Origin of the sequence: Streptomyces sp. NPDC092370 (genome assembly GCF_044755265.1) — a bacterium.
Lineage (GTDB): Bacteria > Actinomycetota > Actinomycetes > Streptomycetales > Streptomycetaceae > Streptomyces.
The window spans coordinates 1-22,272 of record NZ_JBIVQO010000012.1 but is presented as its reverse complement, the minus strand read 5'-3'; the positions used below and the strand labels follow the sequence as shown (position 1 = coordinate 22,272).

Genomic DNA, 22,272 nt, shown 5'->3' with positions numbered 1-22,272 from the left:
GCCGGCCTTCACCTGCCTTTCGTGCCGTACGGCGGGTGTGCCGGTTACTTCGCGGACTTCAGGCCGAGGTTGACGAAGTCGTACATGCCGCTGTACGCGTCCGTCGTGTAGACGTTGGCCAGCCGGCTGGAACGCCAGTTGATGAACTTCTCGAAGACGAAGGGCAGGTAGTAGCCGCCCTCCATCACCTTGTGGTTGATCTCCGTGGCGATCTTGGTCTTCCCCGCGTCGTCCAGCGTGGTGACGTACTTGTCGAACAGACCGTCGATCGTCTTGTCCTTGATCATGGCGAAGTTGTTGTTGCCACTCTCGAGGATGTAGCTGCTGTCCCACAGGGGGAGGCCGTAGCCCTGCACGGACGGGAAGTCCGGGCCCCAGCCCATGATGATGATGCCGTAGCCCTTCTTCTTCACGTTCGAGGGGCTGCCGATGATGCCGGAGGTCTGCGAGCCGTCGTACTGGTCGATGTCGGCGGTGATGCCGACCTTCTTCAGCGACGCCTGGAGGGACTCGGCGGTGGCCACCTCGGACGGCTTGTTGTTGCGGACCGCGATGGTGGTCTTGAAGCCGTTCGGCTGACCGCAGGCCTTCAGCGCTTCCTTGGCCTTGTCGATGTTGCCCTTCTTGTTGGCACCCGCGAGCTCGTACGGGTCGTACTTCTGGCCCTCGGCGCCCGGGACGGCCGGCGGCAGCATGTTGGTGCCGATGTCACCACCGGCGACCGGGCCGCCGCGCGCGGTCTGCAGCGACACGTGGTCGGCGCCGTAGATCACGGCCTTGCGGCACTCGATGTTGTCGAACGGCTTCACGGTCTGCGGGAAGACCGCGTAACGGATGTAGCCCGAGACCGGGTTGTCCAGGTTGGCCTTGTGCTGCTTCAGGGCGGTGGTGCGGCCCTGCGGCGACATGCCGGTCTGGTTGATGTCCAGGTCGTAGTCGCCCGCGATCAGGCGCGCGTCCATGTCGTTGGCGTTGGAGAAGAACTTGACCGTGATCTTGTCCGGGTACGCCTTGCGGATCGGGTCCGAGGCCTGCTTCCACTCGGTGTTGCGGACCAGCGTCAGGTCCTTGCCCGGGTTGTACGACTCGAACTTGTACGGGCCGGAGGAGAACGGGTGCAGGCCGTACTTGGACTTGGTGTCCTTGTCCTGACGGACCGGGGACGCCGAGGTCAGGGCCAGCATCTCCTCGAAGTCCGAGTTGGCCTGGGGCAGCTTGAAGACGATGGTCTTGTCGTCCGGCGTCTCGATGGCCTTCAGGCCCAGCTTGTCCGCGGACTTGTCCTTGTAGGGACCCTTGTACTCACCCTTGGGGTCGAGCACGTCCTTCAGGTAGACCGGGCCGCCGGACAGCACGTCCTGCGCCCAGACCCGCTCGATGCCGTACTTGACGTCCTTGGAGGTGATCGGCTTGCCGTCCTCCCAGGTGATGCCGTCACGCAGGGTGTACGTGTAGGTCTTGCCGTCGTCCGAGATCTTGGCGAGCCCGCTGGCGAGGTCCGGAGTCAGCTCGGTGCCGGCCTTGCCCGGCTCCGTCTTGCTCGTGACGAGCTGGCGGCTGTAGTAGCGGGAGAAGTTCCACATGAAGCCGTAGTAGCCGCGCGTGGTGTCCCACGAGTCGGCGTCCTGGGCACCGGCGAACTTCAGCGTGCCGCCCTTCTTGGCGAGGGAGGCCTGGGCGACCTTGTTGTTCGCGGCGTCGAAGCCGGCCGCTCCGCCCTTCGACCCCTCGTTGTCGTTGCCGCCGCCGCACGCCGCCGTGGTCAGCAGTGCGGCGACCACGGCCGCAGCGGCCATGGCCTGCTTGCGCCGCCCTGAGGTGCGTTGGGTAGTCACGATCTCGGATCCTCCGGATTAGATGAGAGACCCCGTGCCAGGTGTCACGGGTCGCTGTTTGTACGGCAGTTCAGCGGGAGCCCTTCGGGTCGAGCGCGTCACGCACGCCGTCGCCGAAGAGATTGAAGGCGAGAACGGTGATGAAGATCGCCACGCCCGGGACCACCATGTACATGGGGTCCGAGTCGTAGTAGTCGATCGCGCTCGAAAGCATCTGCCCCCAGGAGGCCGTGGGCGGCTTGACGCCCACGCCCAGGAAGCTGAGTGCCGCCTCGGTGAGGATGTTGGTGGGGATCATCATCGTCGTGTACACGATGATGGGCGCGACCAGGTTGGGCAGCAGTTCCTTGAAGAGGATGTAGAACCGCCCGGCGCCGAGCGACCGGGCCGCCTCGACGTACTCCCGCTCGCGCAGCGAGAGCGTCTGGCCGCGCACGACGCGTCCGATGTAGGGCCAGCCAAAGAAGCCGATGACCAGGATCATCACGAACAGACGCACGCCGGTGCCGGTCAGCCCCAGCATCTCGTTCGGCATGACGGAGACCAGGGCGATGATGAACAGCAGCTGCGGGAAGGCCAGCAGACCATCCATCACACGGCTGATGACGGAGTCGACCCAGCCACCGAAGAAGCCGGCCAGGACGCCCACGACGGTGCCGATCACGACGGCGACGACCGCCGACAGGAAACCGACCAGGAGCGAGATCTGGGCGCCGTAGACGATGCGGGCGAAGATGTCGCGACCACTCACCGGTTCGACACCCAGCAGGTGCTCACCGCTGATGCCGCCCCACGCCCCCGTGGGGGTGCCGAACAGCGGGTCGATCAGATCTTCGTGGTGCGCCTCGGGGTCCTGGCCCACCAGGCCCGTGATGACCGGCGCGAGCAGCGCGACCACGATGAGCACGAGCACCATGACTCCGCCCGCCAGGGCGAGTTTGTCCCTTTTCAGGCGCTCCCAGGCGATCCGGCCCAGAGAACGGCCCTGTACGGCTTTCGCATCGACGCCGACGGCTGCCGCCTCCTCGGCCGCACTCGGAGCAGCTTCCGCGGTCGGCTCGTGCAGTGGTGCCGTCATCAGGCAGGGACCCCTCTTCTCAACCGGCGGTGGCCGGCCCGCGCATTTCCGCTGTGGCGGCGTGATCAGTCCGTCGTACTCAGGGGCGAAACTCCCCTGGTGCCGGGAGTCTTCAACGCTTCAGCGTTTCGTTGCCAGACTTGACGATGAAAGGATGCATAAACGTGATGCTGTCTGCGGGATTCCGTTATCCGGACAATGGGCAACGAGGATCGGTCGCAGGCAAATCGGGACATTCTGTACAGGATAGGCGTTTTATCCTCCATCTACGCGCGGAGAAGCGCGCCCGTGCCGCACGCGATGAGGAGGTGGGCGGGGGCGAAGCCCTCAGTAACGGCCCTGCGCCGGAGGATATCCGTAGCCCGAGGCCGGGGCCTGGACGGGGGCCGTGGCATGCGCCTCGCGGTCGTAGAAGGGGCGGGCCTTCGCACGCAGCCACATCGCGACCGGGTCGTGCTCGTCGGACATGGCGACGGTCGACACGGGCAGCCCGTCGGGTACGGCGCCGAGGGACTGCTGCATCATCGCCCGCACGGAGTCCACGGCCGGCGGCGAGGTGTCGTACACGTCCAGTCCGATGGCGAGGTACGGCGCCCCGAGCGCGGGCTGCACCCAGGCGCGGCGCAGCGAGCGGACGGCCGGGGTGCGGTGGGCGTTCTGCGCCAGCAGCGCGTAGAACTGCGGAATCTCGATGGCGGGTTCGGACAGGCGCAGGGGGCCGGCGGGCTGGCGGTCCAGGCCCGTGGCGATCCGGCGCAGGTCGAGCCAGGGGATGCCGACGCCCCCGCCGGGGGCGTGCGGGTTGAGCCAGAGGCCGTAGTGGTCGGGGTAGAGGGCGCGGGCGACGTCGATCCCGTCGACCACCTCGTACGAGCGGTTCCAGCCGCTGGCGGAGAGCTCCTGGGCGGAGGTCACGCAGGGGGCGTAGCCGTAGCCGTCGACGTCCATGTTCCCGTACTGGGCGTCCGGGGAGCCGGCCAGCCCGTGCCACAGGAGCATCCAGATCCGGCCGGTGTGGGGGGTCGCGAGCGCGCGCAGGAGTGCCTCATAGGCGTCGTAGCGCCCGGGCGTGACCTGGCGCAGCATGTGCTCGACCTGTCCGGCCGCGGCCGTGCCGCTCGCGCTCACCTTTACCGCCCCTTCGTACAACGCCTCGACGGTGCCCTAGCTTAAGCCCGCACACCGACTCGGGACTTGCCCTCGTTCGGCGAGTGCGGCCCGGCCGTGGCGTGTCGCGCCCAGGCGGCGCAGCCGCACGATGCCACAGCCCGCGCCCCCGGGCCCCTCGCCCTACCGCTGGTAGAAAGGCCGGACCTGCTCCCTCATCCAGTTGCCCACCGGGTCCTCCGTCACGTCCAGGAGCACCAGATTGACCGGCCAGGGGGCCGGGACGGCGGTGACGGCCCGGGTGAGGGCCTCCAGCGGGAGCGCGCGCACGTCGCCTTCCCACTGGGAGAGTTCGACGCCCACGAACATCACGGGCTCGGCGGTCTCGATGGCGGCGAGACAGCGGCGGGCCGTGACGACGATGCCGGTGGCCTCGAACTCGGAGGACGCCGCGGCCAGGAAATCCACCGGGTCGTCCTGCCAGTCTGGCTCGAAGAGACGGACCCGGCCGCCGCTCGCGGGGCCGTCCAGCGGGGTCCGGCCGGCCCGGCACAGCTCCGCCACGGCGGGCGGCGGGAGCGGGATGCCCACCACACCGCCCGGGTTGACGACCATCCCCGCGTGCGGGGGCAGGCCGCGGGCGAACTCCACGGCGGGGGCGATGGTGTACGACATGTGGGAGCCGACGACCTGGCGGAACTGCTCCTCGGAGCTGAACACCGGCACGAACGCCTGGCCGTCGATCTCGATGCCGGGCAGGTCGAGGGGGCCGCTGTGCGGGCCGCCGCCATTGGGCAGCGGGATCCACACGAAGCTCCGGCCGAGCACCTCGACGATCCGCCCGCCGGCCGCCGGGCCGGCGCCGAGGGAGGCCGAGAGCACCTCCTCCAGTTCGTTGCCGGGCCAACCGCCGTGCGGGTGAGTCTGCGTCCGCGCCGGAAAGTCCGCGGAGAATTCCGCCGGGAAGTCCATCTGCCTACCGCCTGCCTGGAACCACTGCTGTGGCTCAAAAGGCTAACGGCTCGGGGACGCGGGGCGGTCGGATGTGGAGAGGGTGAGGGGAGCCCCGGGGGCGGGGGCCGCCGGCGGGGTGGCTCACGTACATCCGTCGCCCCCGGTCCGCCGCCTCGTCTGGCGGCCTTCGGCTCGCCTCCCCGCCTTCGGCCCGTCAGCCGGTGAAGCCGATTCTGCGGAGGGTGTCGGCCGCGTCCCGGTCGACGAGGACGGCCGAGCCGCAGCCGGCGGGCAGGTCGCCGCGCTCCACCGCGCGCAGCAGGCGGGTGCTCGCCGCGCGGTGGCGCAGGAACGCGTAGCGCGAGACGCCGCGGCCCCGGTCGCGCTGGCCGGCCAGCGCCTGCTCGGGGGTGACGTCGAGCAGCAGCAGGTGGAGCGTGCCGCCCCGGCGGCGGGCCTCGCGGGCCAGCCAGCGGCGGACCCAGGCCTGGGTGCCGCAGTCGTGCACGACGAGGCCCTCACCCTTGCGCAGGGCGTGCCGCAGCCCGGCGTAGTGGGCGAGGCGGACGAGCGGGCGGTAGAGCGCGTACGGCAGGGCGCGCGGCATGCGGCGCTCCCAGCGGTCGCGGGTGTCCTGGGAGTCGATCCGCCGGTCCGGCACGGCGCGCCGCATCAGCGTGGACTTGCCGCTGCCGGGCAGGCCCGTGACCACGACGAGGTCGCGGGGGCCGAACAGCAGCGTGCGTGGGCCGCGTCCGGCGCGGGCGCGCAGATCGCGGACGACCGGCGCCGGCGCCGGGGCGCGGACCGCCCGGACCGGAGCGGCGGCCGGCTGCTCGGGCAGCGCGATGCCCGTCGTCGCGTACGCGGTGGTCCTGTTCACCGTGATCGTCCTCCCCTGGGGCCAGGTACGGAGTCCCATCCCCGCCGAGTGTAAAGAGAAAGTAATGCCGCAGGCCTCTCATTTGCGTCCTTGTCCTGCAACAGGGCTGCTACAGGTCGCGGAGTCCGGCGGGCGGGACTCGTGCACTCCCTGTGAAAGGTCCCCCTGCCGCGCCGGAAGGATGCGTGCAATGATGTGCGCGCCAACTGCATACCGGCCGTTTGAATCCGCGCGGGAGAGTCCCCAGCACCGCAAGAGCTGGGGCGCCGAAGGAGCAAGTCCCTCCCTTGAATCTCTCAGGCCCCGTTACCGCGCGGGCGAGGCACATCTGAAAAGCGGGCCTTCCCCTGTCCCGGCAGGGCGTGGCCCCACCCAAGGTGCAAGCCATCGACCAGCGCGGTCATGGCGAACCTCTCAGGTTCCGATGACAGATGGGGAGGACCGACCTCGCCCGTCATTGCCCTTGGAGACGACCGACTGTGAGCAGTACAGGAGAACTCCGTCACACCGCGCTCGATGCCCTGCATCGCTCGCTCGGCGCGACGATGACCGACTTCGCCGGCTGGGACATGCCCCTGCGCTACGGCTCCGAGCGCGACGAGCACACCGCCGTGCGGACGAAGGCCGGACTGTTCGACCTCTCCCACATGGGTGAGATCACCGTCACCGGACCGCAGGCCGCCGCCCTGCTGGACTTCGCCCTGGTGGGCAACATCGGCGGTGTGAAGCCGGGCCGTGCCCGCTACACCATGATCTGCCGGGCCGACGGCGGCATCCTGGACGACCTGATCGTCTACCGGCTGGGCGAGACCGAGTACATGGTCGTCGCCAACGCCTCCAACGCCCAGGTCGTCCTGGACGCGCTGACCGAGCGCGCCGCCGGTTTCGACGCCGAGGTGCGCGACGACCGGGACGCCTACGCGCTGATCGCCGTGCAGGGCCCTGAGTCCGCCGGCATCCTGAAGTCGCTCACGGACGCCGACCTGGACGGCCTGAAGTACTACGCCGGTCTGCCCGGCACGGTCGCGGGCGTCCCGGCCCTGATCGCCCGCACCGGCTACACCGGCGAGGACGGCTTCGAGCTGTTCGTGAAGCCGGAGCACGCGGTCGAGCTGTGGCAGGCCCTGACCAAGGCCGGCGAGGGCGTCGGTCTGGTCCCGTGCGGGCTGTCCTGCCGTGACACGCTGCGTCTGGAAGCGGGCATGCCGCTGTACGGGCACGAGCTGTCGACGTCCCTGACCCCCTTCGACGCCGGGCTCGGCCGGGTGGTGAAGTTCGAGAAGGAAGGCGACTTCGTGGGGCGCGAGGCCCTGCGCGAGGCCGCCGCCCGGGCCGAGCAGAACCCCCCGCGCGTCCTGGTCGGCCTCGTCGCCGAGGGCCGGCGGGTCCCGCGCGCCGGGTACACGGTCGTCGCCGGCGGCGAGGTGATCGGCGAGGTCACCTCCGGTGCCCCCTCCCCCACCCTCGGCAAGCCGATCGCGATGGCGTACGTCGATCCCGGGCACGCCGCGCCCGGCACGACCGGCGTCGGCGTGGACATCCGGGGCAGTCACGAGCCGTACGAGGTCGTGGCGCTGCCGTTCTACAAGCGCCAGAAGTAGACACTGGCCGAAGGGCCGCGGCAGCGACCCCACGCCCGTCGCCCCTGCTCACCAGCAGTCCCCCCTTTCACAGCACTCCCGCGCGTACAGGAGAATCCAGGCCATGAGCAACCCCGAAGAGCTGCGCTACAGCAAGGAGCACGAGTGGCTGTCGGCCGCCGAGGACGGCGTCTCGACGGTCGGCATCACGGAGCACGCGGCCAACGCGCTCGGCGATGTCGTGTTCGTCCAGCTTCCCGAGGTCGGTGACTCCGTGTCCGCCGGCGAGACCTGCGGCGAGCTGGAGTCGACCAAGTCGGTGTCCGACCTGTACTCCCCCGTGTCCGGTGAGGTCACCGAGGTCAACGAGGACGTCGTGAACGACCCGTCGCTGGTGAACTCGGCCCCCTTCGAGGGCGGCTGGCTGTTCAAGGTGCGCGTCACGGACGAGCCGGGCGACCTGCTCTCCGCCGACGAGTACACCGCGTTCTCCGCCGGCTGAGGAGTCGTAGCCCCATGTCCGTCCTGAACACACCCCTGCACGAGCTCGACCCGGCCGTCGCCGCGGCGGTCGACGCCGAACTGCACCGCCAGCAGTCCACGCTCGAGATGATCGCCTCGGAGAACTTCGCGCCGGTCGCGGTCATGGAGGCGCAGGGCTCGGTCCTCACCAACAAGTACGCCGAGGGCTACCCGGGCCGCCGCTACTACGGCGGCTGCGAGCACGTCGACGTGGTCGAGCAGATCGCGATCGACCGCATCAAGGAGCTGTTCGGCGCCGAGCACGCCAACGTGCAGCCGCACTCCGGCGCCCAGGCCAACGCGGCCGCGATGTTCGCGCTGCTCAAGCCGGGCGACACCATCATGGGTCTGAACCTCGCCCACGGCGGGCACCTGACCCACGGCATGAAGATCAACTTCTCCGGCAAGCTCTACGACGTCGTCGCCTACCACGTGGGCGAGGACGGCCGGGTCGACATGGCCGAGGTCGAGCGGCTGGCCAAGGAGTCCAAGCCGAAGCTGATCGTCGCCGGCTGGTCGGCGTACCCGCGGCAGCTGGACTTCGCCGAGTTCCGCCGGATCGCGGACGAGGTCGGCGCGTACCTGATGGTCGACATGGCCCACTTCGCCGGGCTGGTCGCGGCCGGGCTGCACCCCAACCCGGTGCCGCACGCCCACGTGGTCACCACCACGACCCACAAGACCCTCGGCGGCCCGCGCGGCGGTGTGATCCTCTCCACGGCCGAACTGGCCAAGAAGATCAACTCCGCCGTCTTCCCCGGTCAGCAGGGTGGTCCGCTGGAGCATGTGATCGCCGCCAAGGCGGTCGCCTTCAAGGTCGCCGCCTCGGAGGACTTCCGTGAGCGCCAGCGCCGTACGCTGGAGGGTGCCCGCATCCTGGCCGAGCGTCTGGTGAAGGACGACGTCCGGGCCGTGGGCGTGGACGTCCTGTCCGGCGGCACGGACGTGCACTTGGTCCTGGTCGACCTGCGCCACTCGGAGCTGGACGGCCAGCAGGCCGAGGACCGCCTCCACGAGGTGGGCATCACCGTCAACCGGAACGCGATCCCGAACGACCCGCGTCCGCCGATGGTGACGTCCGGTCTGCGGATCGGCACGCCGGCCCTGGCCACCCGCGGGTTCGGGACCGAGGACTTCGCGGAGGTCGCGGACGTCATCGCCGAGGCGCTGAAGCCGTCCTACGACGCGGATGCCCTCAAGGCCCGGGTGAAGGCTCTGGCCGACAAGCACCCGCTGTACCCGGCTCTGAACAAGTAACAAGCGGCACGCAACGGTCGCGAAGAAACCTTTCGGGCGCCGCGCCGGCCACAAGCGGGCGCGGCCCCACCCCTGTGCACCACCCCCGTAGTCAGGAGTTCCACCCGTGGCCATCTCGGTCTTCGACCTGTTCTCGATCGGCATCGGCCCGTCCAGCTCCCACACCGTCGGCCCGATGCGGGCGGCCCGGATGTTCGCCCGGCGGCTGCGCAACGAGGAGCTGCTGGAGCCGACCGTGAAGGTCCGCGCGGAGCTGTACGGCTCGCTCGGCGCGACCGGGCACGGCCACGGCACCCCCAAGGCGGTACTGCTCGGCCTGGAGGGCGACTCGCCGCGCACGGTGGACGTGTCCAACGCCGACCAGCGGGTGGAGGCGATCAAGACCGGCGGCCGGCTGAACCTGCTCGGCGACCACGAGATCGCGTTCTCCTTCGACGACGACATGGTCCTGCACCGCCGCAAGACCCTGCCGTACCACGCGAACGGCATGACGCTGTGGGCGTACGACGCCTCGGGCGCGGAACTGCTGACCAAGACGTACTACTCGGTCGGCGGCGGCTTCGTCGTCGACGAGGACGCGGTCGGCGCCGACCGCATCAAGCTCGACGACACCGTGCTCAAGTACCCCTTCCGCACGGGCGACGAGCTGCTGCGCCTGACCGAGGAGACCGGCCTGTCGATCTCCGCGCTGATGCTGGAGAACGAGCGGGCCTGGCGCTCGGAGGAAGAGATCCGCGAGGGGCTGCTCGAGATCTGGCAGGTGATGCGGGACTGCGTGGCGCGCGGCCTGTCCCAGGAGGGCATCCTGCCGGGTGGTCTCAAGGTGCGCCGGCGGGCCGCGAACACCGCGCGCAAGCTGCGCTCCGAGGGTGACCCGCTGGCCCTGTCCATGGAGTGGATCACCCTTTACGCCATGGCGGTCAACGAGGAGAACGCCGCGGGCGGCCGGGTCGTCACCGCCCCCACCAACGGCGCCGCCGGCATCATCCCGGCGGTCCTGCACTACTACATGAACTTCGTGCCGGGAGCCGACGAGGAGGGCGTGGTCCGCTTCCTGCTCGCCGCGGGCGCGATCGGCATGCTCTTCAAGGAGAACGCCTCCATCTCCGGCGCCGAGGTCGGCTGCCAGGGCGAGGTCGGCTCCGCCTGCTCCATGGCCGCGGGCGCCCTCGCCGAAGTCCTCGGCGGCTCGCCCGAGCAGGTCGAGAACGCCGCCGAGATCGGCATGGAGCACAACCTCGGTCTCACCTGCGACCCGGTCGGCGGCCTGGTCCAGATCCCCTGCATCGAACGCAACGGCATGGCCGCGGTCAAGGCCGTCACCGCCGCCCGCATGGCGATGCGCGGCGACGGCTCCCACAAGGTGTCGCTGGACAAGGTCATCAAGACGATGAAGGACACGGGCGCGGACATGTCGGTGAAGTACAAGGAGACGGCCCGGGGCGGGCTGGCGGTGAACATCATCGAGTGCTGAGCCGGGGGCGGGGCGGCGGCCGGAGTCCTACGGCTCGGCGAACTTGGCGTTTCCCCGTCAGGGCACAGCGGCCCGTGCCATGGTGGTGGGGCATCAACTCCCCCCCCCACGGCACTTCAGGGAGCCCCCATGCTGCGCGGCATCGATGTGAGCGCGTATCAGTCCTCGTCCTACGGCACCGACGGCCTCTCCTTCGTCTTCGTCAAGGCGACGGAGGGGCGCTCCTACGTCAACCCCAAACTCGCCGCCCAGACCAAGCGGGCCCGGGACGCCGGACTGGTCGCCGGCTTCTACCACTTCCTGTGGCCCGGCCATGTCACCGCCCAGGCCGAGTACTTCGTGAGCAAGGCCCCGGACCGCGCGGGCGACATCCTCGCCGTCGACTGGGAGACGACCGGAGACGGCACGCACGCGAGCAATGCCGAGAAGGACCGGTTCATACGGAAGGTGCGGGATCTGCGGCCGGGCAACCGGGTGGTGCTCTACTGCAACCGGCACTTCTGGCTGAACATGGACACGACGTCCTTCGCGGGCGACGGCCTGTGGATCGCCGATTACGTCTCGGCGGGCAAGCCCCGCATCAAGGCCAAGTGGCGCTTCCACCAGTACACCGACGACCCCTTGGACAAGAACGTGGCCGACTTCGGGAGCAGGGCGGCCCTGCGCGAGTGGGCCGAGAACGCCTGACCTGGGGCCTGTCGTTCGGATCACGCCGCAGACGCGCCGCGTTGGCCTGCCTGGCAGAGGATCGCCACACCGTGCACGGCCCGCACGCCCTCGGCGAGGCGCTGGGCCATCTCGTTGGCGTGGCCGGCGTTGCTCAGCCACATTCTGGCCCGCACATCTGCGGCGTTGTCGTCGGTCGCCGACGCTCCGCGTCGACTCCCTCCTCCGCCCTGCGGCTGCACGCACCAGACCGCGCTCACCGGAACGGAACAGCACCGTCACGTCCCTGCGACCTGATCCAAACGACAGGGCTCTAGCCGCGGAAGTCCGGTGCGCGCTCCGGGGACGCCTCGGCCAGGGCCTTCGTGACCGCTTCGACGCCGCCGCGCAGGCCGTAGACCGGGGTGCCGGGCTGCTGGCGCCAGGAGTCGTCGAGGCCGCCCGCGTCGACGGTGTCGAAGCCGAGCGCGTCGATCAGGTCCCGTACCTTGCGCTTGGCCGCCTCGTCGTCGCCCGCCACGGGGAGGGCCATGCGGCCGGGGTCGCCGGCGGGGAGCGGTCGGTCCAGGATGTCCTGGGCGAAGGTGCCGTTGAAGGCCTTGACGACCGGGTGGCCGATCTGGCGTTCCGTCCAGCGGCTCTCGGTGAGGCCGTCGTCCTCGATCCCGGCGATCCTGCCGTCGCGCTGCCGGGGGTAGTAGTTGCCGGTGTCGATGACCGCGAGGCCGTCCGCCGCGCCGTCGAACAGGCCGGCGGGAAGGTCGGGGACCGCCTTCAGCGGGACGGTGACGACGACGACCTCGGCGCCGCGGGCCGCCTCCCCGACCGTCACGGGCGTCGCGCCGGTCTCCTCCGCGAGGGCCGTGAGCGTCTCGGGCCCCCGGGAGTTGGCGACGGAGACGTCGTGCCCGAGGGCGGTGAGCCGCCGGGTCAGGTTGCCTCCGATGTTGCCGGCTCCGATGATGCCGATCTTCATGTCCTCGCCTTGCCCTTCCGGAGATGAACAGCGCCTCGTGCGGCCTTCGTGACCCGGGTCAACCGCCGGGGCGTGTGGGCTATTCCGAGTCCGGGACGGGTCCTCCCGAAGGAGCCGCCGACGGGCATGGCGGTGGGGCCCGGTCCGCGGTCGCGGACCGGGCCCCACCGTCCGGCGAAAACCGGCGCCTACTTGTTCAGGTAGGTCCAGAACTCGTCGAAGCTCAGCCGCTTGTCGCCGTCGAGGTCGCGGGTCTTGATGACGACCTCGGCGACCGACTCGGTGACGTTCCAGTCGCCCGACCGGGCGAGGGCGGCCTTGAACTCGGCAGCGGTGATGAAGCCGTCACCATCCGTATCGATCCGCTCGAACTGCTTGCGTGCTTCCTCGATGTCCGCCACCGATCCGCCCCTCATCTCGTGCTGTGCGTCCTACTGACGCAGGTTTGACGCAGGTCAGATTAACCGGCCGTGCGCGCCTCCAGCGCGGCGACCACCCAGGTGAACCCCTCGCGGTACGCCGCCTCGGGCCCGGCTCCCTTCACGACGGGGAGCAACTCGCGGTAGCGGGCGGCTGGGTGACCGGCGTGCGACCGCGGCCGGGCGAGCACGGTGGCGGGGGCGGCGTCTTGCAACAGCTCGCGCAGCACCCCGGCCGCCTCCGGCGAATCGGGCGCGATCCCGCCCGCGCGGGCCCGGGCTCCCCGTCGCACGAGCCGCCGGAAGGTCACCTTGAGCGACCGGATCCGCGCGTCCAGCGCGACCACGTGCGCCGCCGCGACCTGCGCGACGGTGGTCTCACCGGACAGGACCCGCCGTACGTCCGCCAGGCCGAGGCCCAGCTCGCGCAGGGTGCGGATCAGCTCAGCCGGGCCACCGACGCCGCGTCGTACAGCCGGTAGCCGCCCGCGGACCGGGCCACCGGAGGCAGGGCGCCCTGGTCGGACCAGTAGCGGATGGTGCGCACGGTGAGTCCGGCGACCCGGGCCGGTTCCTCGACGGTGAGCAGTCCGGTGCCGTCATCGATCACGTCTGCGAGTCTGGACCCTTCATCGGGTGGAGACTCAAGGAGCGCGACGGTGGCGGACGGCCTGGGGGACATACTCGACGCGGCGGCGTGCGGCGTCTTCCCGCCGGCGGACGGCGGGATGACGATCGTGCCCCAGCCCTCGCCCCGGAACGCGGGCGTCCTCGCCTTCACGGCCCACTCGGTCGTCTTCACCGACGAGGACCCGGACTGGGTACGCGACGCCCTCGCCCGTACCGACTGCGACGCGCTCGCGGCCACGATGAACGCCCGCTTCCTGACGGCTCTCATGGACCGGACGGGGCGGGTCTGCGACACGGTCGACGTGCTGCTGACCGGTGCCGCACTGCCCGGGGAGCCGTCGATCGCGCTGACGGAGATCGACGACCCCGGGCATCCGCGCGTGGCGTCGGCCCGCGGGCGGCGGGACGGCGTGCGGGTGTGGGCGGCGGACGGCGCGGTGCTCGTACTGGGCCGTGGGGTGGCCGGACGGTGGGAGGTCGCCGTCGAGGTGGACGAGGGGGTGCGCCACCGCGGGGTCGGACGGCGGCTGGTCACGGCGGCGCGGCAGCTGGCCGGGGGCGCTCCGGTGTGGGCGCAGGTGGCGGCGGGGAACGCCCGCAGTCTGCGGGCGTTCCAGGCGGCGGGTTACCGGCCGGTGGGCTCGGAGGCGCTGCTCAGTGTCAGGGCTCCGTAGTACGGACCGGCGTCACCGGAAGACGCCGGTGTGGCCGAGGGAGTAGCGGCCGGGCTGCGGGTAGACCGCGAGGCCGTGCGGGCCACTGCCGACCGGGATGCGGGCGAGCTGGGTTCCGGTGCGGGTGTCGACGGCGTACACCTCGGCGTCATAGCGGCCAGACAGCCACAGCACCTTGCCGTCGGCGGAGACGCCACCCATGTCGGGGCTGCCGCCGTCGGGCAGCCGCCACTTCTTCGTCAGCTTGCCCCGGGCGAAGTCGAAGACGGAGATCGTGCCCTCGCCGCGGTTGGTCACGTACATCTCGCGTGAGTCCCGGCTGACGTAGAGGCCGTGACAGCCCTTGCCGGTGGGCATCAGGGTGGGCTCGGTGAACTTGTCGCCGTCCAGGACCCACATGCCGTGGGCCATCATGTCGGCGATGTAGAACCTCTTGCCGTCGGGCGAGACCTTCACGTCCTGCGGCATGGCGCCCTGGAACGGCAGTCGCTGCTGCCCGACGATCTTCATCTTCTCGGTGTCGACCTTGAGCAGTTCGCCGCTGAACTCGCAGGAGACGATGAAGTAGCGGCCGTCGAGGGAGAAGTCGGCGTGGTTGACGCCGTAGCAGGAGACCGGGACGGTCTTCTCGATCTTCATGGTGTGCGGGTCGCGGAAGACCAGCTCGCGGTCGAGGGAGGCCATGACGACGGCGTACCTGCCGTTGGGTGTGAAGTAGAGGTTGTACGGGTCGTGGACCTCGACGTCCTTGCCCGCCTTGCCGGTCTTCGGGTCGATCGGGGTGAGGGTGTGGCCGCGGTTGTTGTTGACCCAGAGCGTCTTGAGGTCCCAGGAGGGCACGACGTGCTGGGGCTGCCGGCCCACGCGGATCGTCTCGACGATCTCGTAGGTCTTCGGGTCGATCACGGAGACGGTGTCGGACTCGGTGTTGGGGACGTAGACCCGGGACGGGAAGCCCTTGACCACCGGGGACAGTTTGTTCGGGCGGTCGGCCGCGTACACGTCCTCGGGGTCCAGGACGGGCGGCATGCCGGGCAGGCCCTTGACGGGCTTCTTCTCCGGCGGGGCGGGCACGGCGGCCTTGGTGGCGCGCGCCTGGGAGGTCCGTTCCCCGCTCCCGGTGCCACAGGCGGCGAGGACGGCGAGGGCGGCACCCGCGGCCAGGGCGCTCTTGACGAGATGGCGGTGCATCGCACCATTTAATGGGTGTATGGAAGGCAAACCCGTGATTCGCCCGTCCGGCGACCGGGTGAGGCATCGCGCGCGCTCAGCGCTCGGCGACCCGCATCTCGAACCAGGTGGTCTTGCCCCGGGGCAGCAGATCGACCCCCCAGCGGTCGGCGAGCTTGTCCACGAGGAACAGGCCCCGGCCGCTGATGTCCGTCTCCTGGACCGGCATCAGGCAGGGCAGCCCCCGGGAGGGGTCGCGGACCTCGACGCGGATCCAGCCGCGGCGTCGGTGCAGACGCAGTCCGAAGACACGGGCACCGGTGTGGCGTACGGCGTTGCCGACCAGTTCGGAGACGAGCAGGACCGCGTCCTCCGTGGTCTTGGGGGTGAGCCCCCAGTGACGCAGCACCACGACCTGGGTGAGCCGTCTCGCGGTGGCCGCGGACTCGGGGCGGGACGGCAGTGAAACCTCCGCCTCCGTCGGGTTGCCGTACAACTCCAGCGCCTTCAGCGCGTGTTCGTCCTCGACGGTCGGCGACCAGCGCGCCGCGGCCGCATGTGCGTGTCCCCGCGGCTGTCCCATACCCTCCAGCCCCGCCATGCCCCCCATCATGGCCGCCCCGAGCGCCCGACGGGGCGTTCCCCGGGAATACACCCCGGGGAGCGGGTGGTGAACCGAGGGTCGTCCGTCATGTGCCAACGGCACTTCGGAGACCTTCATGCCCCGCCCGACCTGCCGGAACAGCTCGGTCCGGAGCGCAGGACGAGCTCCCTCGACCAGACACGCTTAAGGTTGGCTTAAGGGTGACATAAACCGCCCCAACGAGGGACCCCGGGTCGGACACGGCGTCAATGGCAAGGCCTTGGGGGGATGTTCAGAGGAACTTCGCCTTACCCGGCCCCTCCTCCACGAAGCTGCGCATCCCGCGCTCGCGGTCCTCGGTGGCGAACAGGCCGGCGAACCAGTTGCGTTCGATCGCGAGGCCCGTGTCGATGTCCGTCTCCAGACCCGTGTCGATCGACTCCTTGGCGGCGCGCAGCGCGAGCGCCGGGCCCTGCGCCAGCTTCGCGGCCCAGGCGTGCGCCTGTGCGTACACCTCGCCGGCGGGCACGACCCGGTCCACCAGGCCGATCTCGCGGGCCTCGTCGGCCTTCACCATGCGGCCCGTGAAGATGAGGTCCTTGGCCTTGGAGGGGCCGACCAGGCGGGCCAGGCGCTGGGTGCCGCCGGCGCCGGGGATCAGGCCGAGCAGGATCTCCGGCTGGCCGAGCTTGGCGTTCTCGCCGGCGATCCGGAAGTCCGCGCACAGGGCGAGCTCGCAGCCACCGCCCAGCGCGTAGCCCGTCACCGCCGCGACGACCGGCTTGGGGATGCGGGCCACCGCCGTGAAGGAGTCCTGCAAGGCGCGGGCGCGCAGGACCATCGCGGTGTGGTCCATCGCCTGCATCTCCTTGATGTCCGCGCCGGCCGCGAACACCTTCTCGCCGCCGTAGACCACCACGGCCCGCACGTCCTCGCGGCGCGTGGCCTCCTCGGCGAGTTCCTTCAGCCGGTCCTGCGTGGCGATGTCCAGCGCGTTCATGGGCGGGCGGTCGAGACGGATCGTGCCGACGCCTTCAGCGACTTCGAGAGAGACGGTCATAGGCAGCAGGTTAACGGGGACTAACAGAATCCGGGCCGGTGCGGTCGGTCACACCGGCCGGGAACCCCGGGGGGTCCAGGGGTCGCCGCCGGGCAGGGCACAGCGCGGGGCTGACAAGAATCGGCCCCGGGGGCAACCCGCGGGCGGGCCGGCGCGGGGACCGACGGCGAGGGGCCCCGGTGCGGTCGGTCGCACCGGGGCCCGTCGGTCGCCGGGGGGCTACTTCTTCCACTTCTCCCACGACATGTTCCAGCCGTTGAGCCCGTTGTCCGGGTCGACGATCCGGTCCTCGGAGTTCTTGACGACCACGACGTCGCCGACCATCGAGTGGTTGAAGAACCACGCGGCCGGCACCTTCTTGTCCCAGCCGCCGCGCACGTCGCGCAGGCCGATGCAGCCGTGGCTGGCGTTGTAGTTGCCGAAGGCGCCGCTCGCCCAGTAGTTGCCGTGCAGGAAGGTGCCGGACGTGGTCAGGCGGACGGCGTGCGGGACGTCCTTGATGTCGTACTCGCCGCCGTAGCCGACGGTCTCGCCGTTCATCCGGGTCACCGTGAGCATCTCGCTGATGACCATCTGGCCGTTCCAGGTCTCCATGCCCGGCTTGCCGGTGGTGACCGGGATGGTCTTGATGACCTTGCCGTCGCGCATGACCTTCATCGTGAGCTTCTTGGCGTCGACGACGGAGACCTGGTTGCGGCCGATGGTGAACTCGACCTTCTTGTCCTGCTCGCCGTAGACACCGGGGCGGCCCTCGACGCCGTCGAGGTTCAGGTCGACGGTCACCTTGGTGCCGGGCTCCCAGTACTTCTCGGGGCGGAAGTCGAGACGGTCGTTGCCGAACCAGTGGCCCTCGACGTCGACGGCCGGCTCCGTCTTGATGCGGATGGCCTTCTCGACGTCCTCCGGGTGGGTGATGCCCCGCGAGAAGCGGATGGAGAACGGCATCCCGACGCCGACCTTGGAGCCGTCCTCGGGAGTGAACGTGCCGGTGAAGGTGTTCTCCGGGGTCAGCGTGGTGAAGCCGGCGTCCTCCGCGGCCGTGCGGCCCTCGGAGTCCTTGGCGACCGCGTGGACCGTGTACTTGGTGGCGCCGGCCAGATGAGTGGACGGCGTCCAGCCGGCGCCGTCCTCGGATATCTCGCCGTCGACCTTCCTGCCCTCGGCGTCCTTGACCTCGACCTCGGTCAGTTTCCCCTTCGCGGCGGTGACCTTCAGCGCACCGCTCGTGTCGACGGCCTTGGCTCCGTCCTCGGGGGTGATGCGGACGACCGCCTCGGACTGCCCGCTCTGCGCGGCGCCCGAATCCTTCCCCCCGGTGTCGCCCCCGCCGGAACCGGAGCCGGTCCCCCCGCCGCCGCACGCCGTGACGGCGAGGAGCAGCATGCCCAGTATCAGCGCGAGCACTCCGTTCCTGCGCCCAACCGACGCCCCCGATATCGGTCGCCCGTTCAAGTGGTTCTCCCCTCCCAGGGCCTGGTCAGGCCCACACCTCGCGCGTCCCCCGCGCGTCGGCGAATAGTAACCACAGGGGGGACGGGCCCGGCCGCCCGCGATTGTCACTGTTCGGTCCCAACGCGGCGCCCGGTCAACCCGCCCCCCGTATGCGGCTATTTCACCGCGCTGCCCGCCTTCCATGCGTTCCAGTCCATATTCCAGCCTCCGAGCCCGTTGTCGGGAGAGACCTTTTTGTCATTGCTGTTGACGACTTCGACGACGTCCCCGATGAGACTCCGATCGAAGAACCAGCCGGCCGGGGTGCCCGAACCGCCGCCCTTCACATCGCGCAGCCCGATGCAGCCGTGACTGACGTTGGTGCGGCCGAAGACGGTGGGGTGCGCCCAGTAGTTGCCGTGCAGGAAGGTGCCGGAGTCGGTCAGGCGCATGGCGTGCGGGACGTCCGGGATGTCGTACTCGCCCTTGCCGTCGCGCTTCTTGAAGCCGACCGTGGCGCCGTTCATCCGCGTGACGTCGAGCATCTCGGTGACCACCATCTTGCCGTTGTACGTGGTGTTCTTCGGCGCGCCCGCCGTGATGGGCACGGTGGCGAGGAGCTCGCCGTCGCGCCGGACCTCCATGGAGTGCGCGGCGGCGTCGACCACGGAGATCTGGCTGCGGCCGACGGTGAAGGAGAACGTCTTGTGCTGGAGGCCGTAGACCCCGGGGGCGCCCTCGACGTCGCGCAGGCGCAGGTCGACGGTGACCCGGGTGCCGGGTTTCCAGTAGTCAGCGGGGCGGAAGTCGAGGCGGGTTCTGCCGAACCAGTGCGGGCGGATCTCGACGGCGGGGCGGGCGGTGACCCGCACCGCGCGTTCGACGGCGGCGCGGTCGGTGATCTCCCGGTTGAACTCCAGGGAGACGATCATGCCGGTGCCGACGGTGGCACGGTTCTCCGGGGCGACGTAGCCGATGAAGCGTTCCTCGGGGACGTAGGTGGTGAAGGTGGTGTGCCGGGCCGAGCGGCGTCCCTCGCCGTCCACGGCCACCGCGTCGATCGTGTACCTGGCGGCCAGCGCGAGCCGCTGGTCGTCGGGTTCCCAGGTCAGGCGATCGGCGGAGAGATGCCCGGGCACCGGGGTCTCCTGCGCGTCCTGCGACCGGACGACCTTCACCTTCTCCAGCCGGCCGTCGGGCACGCGCACCCGCAGCTTCTTCCCGGGGCGCACTCCCCTGCTGCCGTCCTCGGGCGAGACCTTGATGACGTCCCCGGGCGCCGGGGGCGCGCCGAACGCCCCGGTGATCCCGCCCGCGTCGTCCGAGGTACAGCCCGTGGCCCCGGCGAGGAGCCCTGCCCATGTCACTACGGCGGCCAGCGCGGCCCTCGCGCGCCGCGCGCGCCCTTGTACGTGCCTCACGGGGTGCCCAACGACCGGCCGTGTCCCCGGGAAACGACCATGCCCGCCCCCGGGGAAACGTGAGTGCGACCCACGCTCTGGGCAGAACAGTGGGGAGGACGACGCGCAGGGGAGCCGCGACCCGGGCCGCAGCACAGGGCCGCATCCCTCTGTCCCCCGTCGTTCCACGAGCCGCGGGAGGCTGACAGGTGTCCAGCGCAGCCGAGCAGGAGGCGGTGGCCGGTCATCAGGCCGCCGGGAAAGGGCGCCAGGCCGCCGCCGTGAACGGCGCACGGCGGGCCGCGCCGCCGCCCACCGTGCCCGCGTGGCCGGGTGCGCCGACCCCGCTGGGCGCCCGGTTCCGGGTCGGCCCAAACGGGGTGGCGGGCACCAACTTCGCGTTGTGGGCGGGCGGGGCGGAGGGTGTCGAGCTGTGCCTCTTCGACGAGGCGGGCAAGGAGTCGCGGGTGCGGCTCGGCGAGCTGACCCACGAGATCTGGCACGGCTTCGTCCCGGGCGTGCTGCCGGGCCAGCGCTACGGCTACCGGGTGCACGGCCGCTGGGACCCGTGGACCGGCGCCCGCTGGAACCCGGCGAAGCTGCTCCTCGACCCGTACGCGCGGGCGGTCGACGGTGCCGCGGGAAATGATTACAGCAGCCTGCCGCCGGAGGTGTACGGGCATGTCCGCGACTGGCCCCAGCAGCACGTCGCCGACACCGTGCGCGACGACCGGGACTCGGCGCCGCACGTGCCGAAGGGCGTCGTCGTCCACGATGACGACGACTGGGCGGACGACCGCCGCCCGAAGACGCCGTGGGCCGACTCGGTGATCTACGAGCTGCACGTCAAGGGCTTCACGCAGAGGCACCCCGGCATCCCCGAGAAGTTGCGCGGCACCTACGCCGGCCTCGCGCACCCGGCGGCGATCGACCACCTGGTCCGGCTGGGCGTGACGGCGGTGGAGCTGCTGCCGGTGCACCAGTTCGCACACGAGGACCACCTGCTGCGCCGGGGCCTCACGAACTACTGGGGCTACAACTCCATCGGCTACTTCGCCCCGCACGCGGCCTACGCGGCCTCCGGGACGGCCGGCCAGCAGGTCGGCGAGTTCAAGCGCATGGTGCGCGCCCTGCACGCGGCCGGGATCGAGGTCATCCTCGACGTGGTCTACAACCACACCGCGGAGGCGGGCGAACTCGGCCCGACGCTCTCCCTGAAGGGCATCGACAACCGCGGCTACTACCGCCTCCAGGACGACGCCCGCCGCTACGCCGACTACACCGGCTGCGGCAACACCCTGCACGTGGTCCAGCCGCATGTGCTGCGCCTGATCACGGACTCGCTGCGCTACTGGGTCACCGAGATGGGCGTGGACGGCTTCCGCTTCGACCTGGCGGCGGCACTCGCCCGCTCCATGCACGACGTCGACATGCTCTCCCCGTTCCTCGCGGTCATCGCCCAGGACCCGGTGCTGCGCCGGGTGAAGCTGATCGCCGAGCCGTGGGACGTGGGGTCGGGCGGCTACCAGGTGGGGGCGTTCCCCCCGCTGTGGACGGAGTGGAACGACCGGTACCGCAACGCCGTGCGGGACTTCTGGCGGCACGCCCTGCCCGACGTCCGGGAGATGGGCTACCGCCTGTCGGGCTCCAGCGACCTGTACGCCTGGGGCGGGCGCAGGCCGTACGCGTCCGTCAACTTCATCACCGCCCACGACGGGTTCACCCTGCGCGACCTGGTGAGTTACGGGCGCAAGCACAACGAGGCCAACGGCGAGGGCAACCGGGACGGCACGGACGACAACCGGGCCTGGAACTGCGGCACCGAGGGCGAGACCGACGACGAGGGGATACGGGCGCTCAGGCGGCGGCAGCTCAGGAACCTGCTGACCACCCTGCTGCTGTCCACGGGCGTGCCGATGCTGGTCGCCGGCGACGAGCTGGGCCGCACCCAGCACGGCAACAACAACGCGTACTGCCAGGACAACGAGATCGGCTGGCTTGACTGGACGCTGCTCGAGGACCCCGGCTGGAAGGCCCTGTTCGCGCTGACGTCCCGGCTGATCGCGCTGCGCCACCGTCACCCGGTGCTCAGGCGCCGGGCGTTCTTCTCGGGCCGGGCCCAGACCGCGGACGGGCTGCGCGATCTGGCCTGGTTCACCTCCCGGGGCACGGAGATGACGGAGCAGGACTGGTACGCGCCCGCCGCCACACTGGGCATGTACCTGTCCGGCCGGGACATTCCGGGCCGGGACGCGCGCGGGGAGCAGATCGTCGACGACAGTTTCCTGGCCGTGCTGCACGCGGGAGAGGGACCGGTCACCTTCACGCTGCCGGGGCCGCCCTGGGCGGAGCGCTACGAGGTCGTCGTCGACACGAGCCTGGAGGAGCAGGCGCAGGCGCCCGGGGCGGAGCACCGGGCGGGCACGGAGATCACGATGCCGGAGCGGGCGGTACTGCTGCTGCGGGTGGCGGGCTAGCTGTACTGACCCGTGAGGTTGGGGACGCGGCTGGCGGGTGGTTGGCCTTTCAGCGCGGTGTGTCCGCGGTGGTGATTGTAGGTGTGCAGCCACTGC

Annotated in this window: 19 protein-coding genes, 2 pseudogenes and 1 riboswitch; of the genes and pseudogenes, 7 read left to right on the top strand and 14 right to left on the bottom strand. The window is 70.6% G+C overall.

All coding sequences use genetic code 11. The features are described from left to right. Positions 1-44: 44 nt before the first annotated feature. The 5 genes from ACIQHQ_RS29765 to ACIQHQ_RS29745 form a co-directional block, all read right to left on the bottom strand. Positions 45-1,835: an ABC transporter substrate-binding protein gene (locus ACIQHQ_RS29765; RefSeq protein WP_402617538.1), complete on the bottom strand. Its 1,791-nt coding sequence runs from the start codon at positions 1,833-1,835 to the stop codon at positions 45-47. Positions 1,836-1,905: 70 nt separating this feature from the next. Continuing rightward, a complete protein-coding gene (locus ACIQHQ_RS29760) occupies positions 1,906-2,913 on the bottom strand; it encodes an ABC transporter permease (protein WP_402617536.1) in 1,008 nt (335 codons plus the stop codon). 327 nt (positions 2,914-3,240) lie between these two features. Continuing rightward, positions 3,241-4,041 carry an enhanced serine sensitivity protein SseB C-terminal domain-containing protein gene (locus ACIQHQ_RS29755; RefSeq protein WP_402617533.1) on the bottom strand — a complete coding sequence of 267 codons (801 nt, stop codon included), beginning with the start codon at positions 4,039-4,041 and terminating at the stop codon, positions 3,241-3,243. Between the two features lie 162 nt (positions 4,042-4,203). Beyond that, positions 4,204-4,992: an enhanced serine sensitivity protein SseB gene (locus ACIQHQ_RS29750; protein ID WP_402617530.1), complete on the bottom strand. Its 789-nt coding sequence runs from the start codon at positions 4,990-4,992 to the stop codon at positions 4,204-4,206. Between the two features lie 196 nt (positions 4,993-5,188). After that, positions 5,189-5,857: an AAA family ATPase gene (locus tag ACIQHQ_RS29745; RefSeq protein ID WP_402617527.1), complete on the bottom strand. Its 669-nt coding sequence runs from the start codon at positions 5,855-5,857 to the stop codon at positions 5,189-5,191. 222 nt (positions 5,858-6,079) lie between these two features. Further along, positions 6,080-6,179, top strand: a riboswitch (glycine riboswitch). A 157-nt stretch (positions 6,180-6,336) separates the two neighbouring features. Between ACIQHQ_RS29745 and gcvT the strand changes: the two genes are divergently transcribed. The 5 genes from gcvT to ACIQHQ_RS29720 all read left to right on the top strand — a co-directional run bounded on the left by gcvT (position 6,337) and on the right by ACIQHQ_RS29720 (position 11,377). After that, positions 6,337-7,458, top strand: a complete 1,122-nt coding sequence (gcvT, locus tag ACIQHQ_RS29740) for a glycine cleavage system aminomethyltransferase GcvT (protein ID WP_402617524.1) — start codon at positions 6,337-6,339, stop codon at positions 7,456-7,458. A 103-nt stretch (positions 7,459-7,561) separates the two neighbouring features. Then, positions 7,562-7,939 (top strand): glycine cleavage system protein GcvH, encoded by a 378-nt coding sequence (gene gcvH, locus ACIQHQ_RS29735; protein ID WP_031137901.1) that lies wholly within the window; start codon positions 7,562-7,564, stop codon positions 7,937-7,939. A 14-nt stretch (positions 7,940-7,953) separates the two neighbouring features. Beyond that, positions 7,954-9,216: a serine hydroxymethyltransferase gene (gene glyA / locus ACIQHQ_RS29730; protein ID WP_402617520.1), complete on the top strand. Its 1,263-nt coding sequence runs from the start codon at positions 7,954-7,956 to the stop codon at positions 9,214-9,216. Between the two features lie 106 nt (positions 9,217-9,322). After that, positions 9,323-10,690: an L-serine ammonia-lyase gene (locus tag ACIQHQ_RS29725; protein ID WP_402617517.1), complete on the top strand. Its 1,368-nt coding sequence runs from the start codon at positions 9,323-9,325 to the stop codon at positions 10,688-10,690. Between the two features lie 129 nt (positions 10,691-10,819). After that, positions 10,820-11,377, top strand: coding sequence for a glycoside hydrolase family 25 protein (locus ACIQHQ_RS29720; protein ID WP_402617514.1), 558 nt, complete (start codon positions 10,820-10,822; stop codon positions 11,375-11,377). Position 11,378: 1 nt separating this feature from the next. On the opposite strand, the pseudogene ACIQHQ_RS29715 reads toward ACIQHQ_RS29720, so the two are convergent. From ACIQHQ_RS29715 to ACIQHQ_RS29700, 4 genes and pseudogenes are all read right to left on the bottom strand, one after another. Then, a pseudogene (locus tag ACIQHQ_RS29715) lies at positions 11,379-11,520 on the bottom strand (threonine aldolase); the annotation flags it as partial. Positions 11,521-11,669: 149 nt separating this feature from the next. After that, a complete protein-coding gene (locus ACIQHQ_RS29710; RefSeq protein ID WP_402617511.1) occupies positions 11,670-12,332 on the bottom strand; it encodes an NADPH-dependent F420 reductase in 663 nt (220 codons plus the stop codon). A gap of 188 nt (positions 12,333-12,520) precedes the next feature. Then, positions 12,521-12,733: an EF-hand domain-containing protein gene (locus ACIQHQ_RS29705; protein ID WP_402617508.1), complete on the bottom strand. Its 213-nt coding sequence runs from the start codon at positions 12,731-12,733 to the stop codon at positions 12,521-12,523. Positions 12,734-12,792: 59 nt separating this feature from the next. Next, a pseudogene (locus tag ACIQHQ_RS29700) lies at positions 12,793-13,361 on the bottom strand (MerR family transcriptional regulator). Between the two features lie 49 nt (positions 13,362-13,410). Between ACIQHQ_RS29700 and ACIQHQ_RS29695 the strand changes: the two are divergent. Beyond that, positions 13,411-14,055: a GNAT family N-acetyltransferase gene (locus ACIQHQ_RS29695; RefSeq protein ID WP_402617505.1), complete on the top strand. Its 645-nt coding sequence runs from the start codon at positions 13,411-13,413 to the stop codon at positions 14,053-14,055. A gap of 12 nt (positions 14,056-14,067) precedes the next feature. Here ACIQHQ_RS29695 and ACIQHQ_RS29690 read toward each other — a convergent pair whose 3' ends face one another. From ACIQHQ_RS29690 to ACIQHQ_RS29670, 5 genes are all read right to left on the bottom strand, one after another. After that, complete coding sequence (locus ACIQHQ_RS29690; protein WP_402617502.1) at positions 14,068-15,246, bottom strand: hypothetical protein; 1,179 nt, start codon at positions 15,244-15,246, stop codon at positions 14,068-14,070. A 76-nt stretch (positions 15,247-15,322) separates the two neighbouring features. Further along, the gene (locus ACIQHQ_RS29685) at positions 15,323-15,826 is read right to left on the bottom strand and encodes an ATP-binding protein (RefSeq protein WP_402617499.1); all 504 of its coding nucleotides are present in this window, start codon (positions 15,824-15,826) and stop codon (positions 15,323-15,325) included. Positions 15,827-16,100: 274 nt separating this feature from the next. Beyond that, positions 16,101-16,868, bottom strand: coding sequence for an enoyl-CoA hydratase/isomerase family protein (locus ACIQHQ_RS29680; RefSeq protein ID WP_402617496.1), 768 nt, complete (start codon positions 16,866-16,868; stop codon positions 16,101-16,103). A gap of 219 nt (positions 16,869-17,087) precedes the next feature. Then, complete coding sequence (locus tag ACIQHQ_RS29675) at positions 17,088-18,320, bottom strand: Ig-like domain-containing protein (RefSeq protein WP_402617493.1); 1,233 nt, start codon at positions 18,318-18,320, stop codon at positions 17,088-17,090. 155 nt (positions 18,321-18,475) lie between these two features. Then, a complete protein-coding gene (locus tag ACIQHQ_RS29670; protein ID WP_402617490.1) occupies positions 18,476-19,720 on the bottom strand; it encodes an Ig-like domain-containing protein in 1,245 nt (414 codons plus the stop codon). 188 nt (positions 19,721-19,908) lie between these two features. Here ACIQHQ_RS29670 and glgX point away from each other — a divergent pair, with 188 nt between their 5' ends. After that, on the top strand, positions 19,909-22,176 hold the full coding sequence (glgX, locus tag ACIQHQ_RS29665; RefSeq protein ID WP_402617487.1) for a glycogen debranching protein GlgX: 2,268 nt from the start codon (positions 19,909-19,911) through the stop codon (positions 22,174-22,176). Positions 22,177-22,272: the final 96 nt, after the last annotated feature.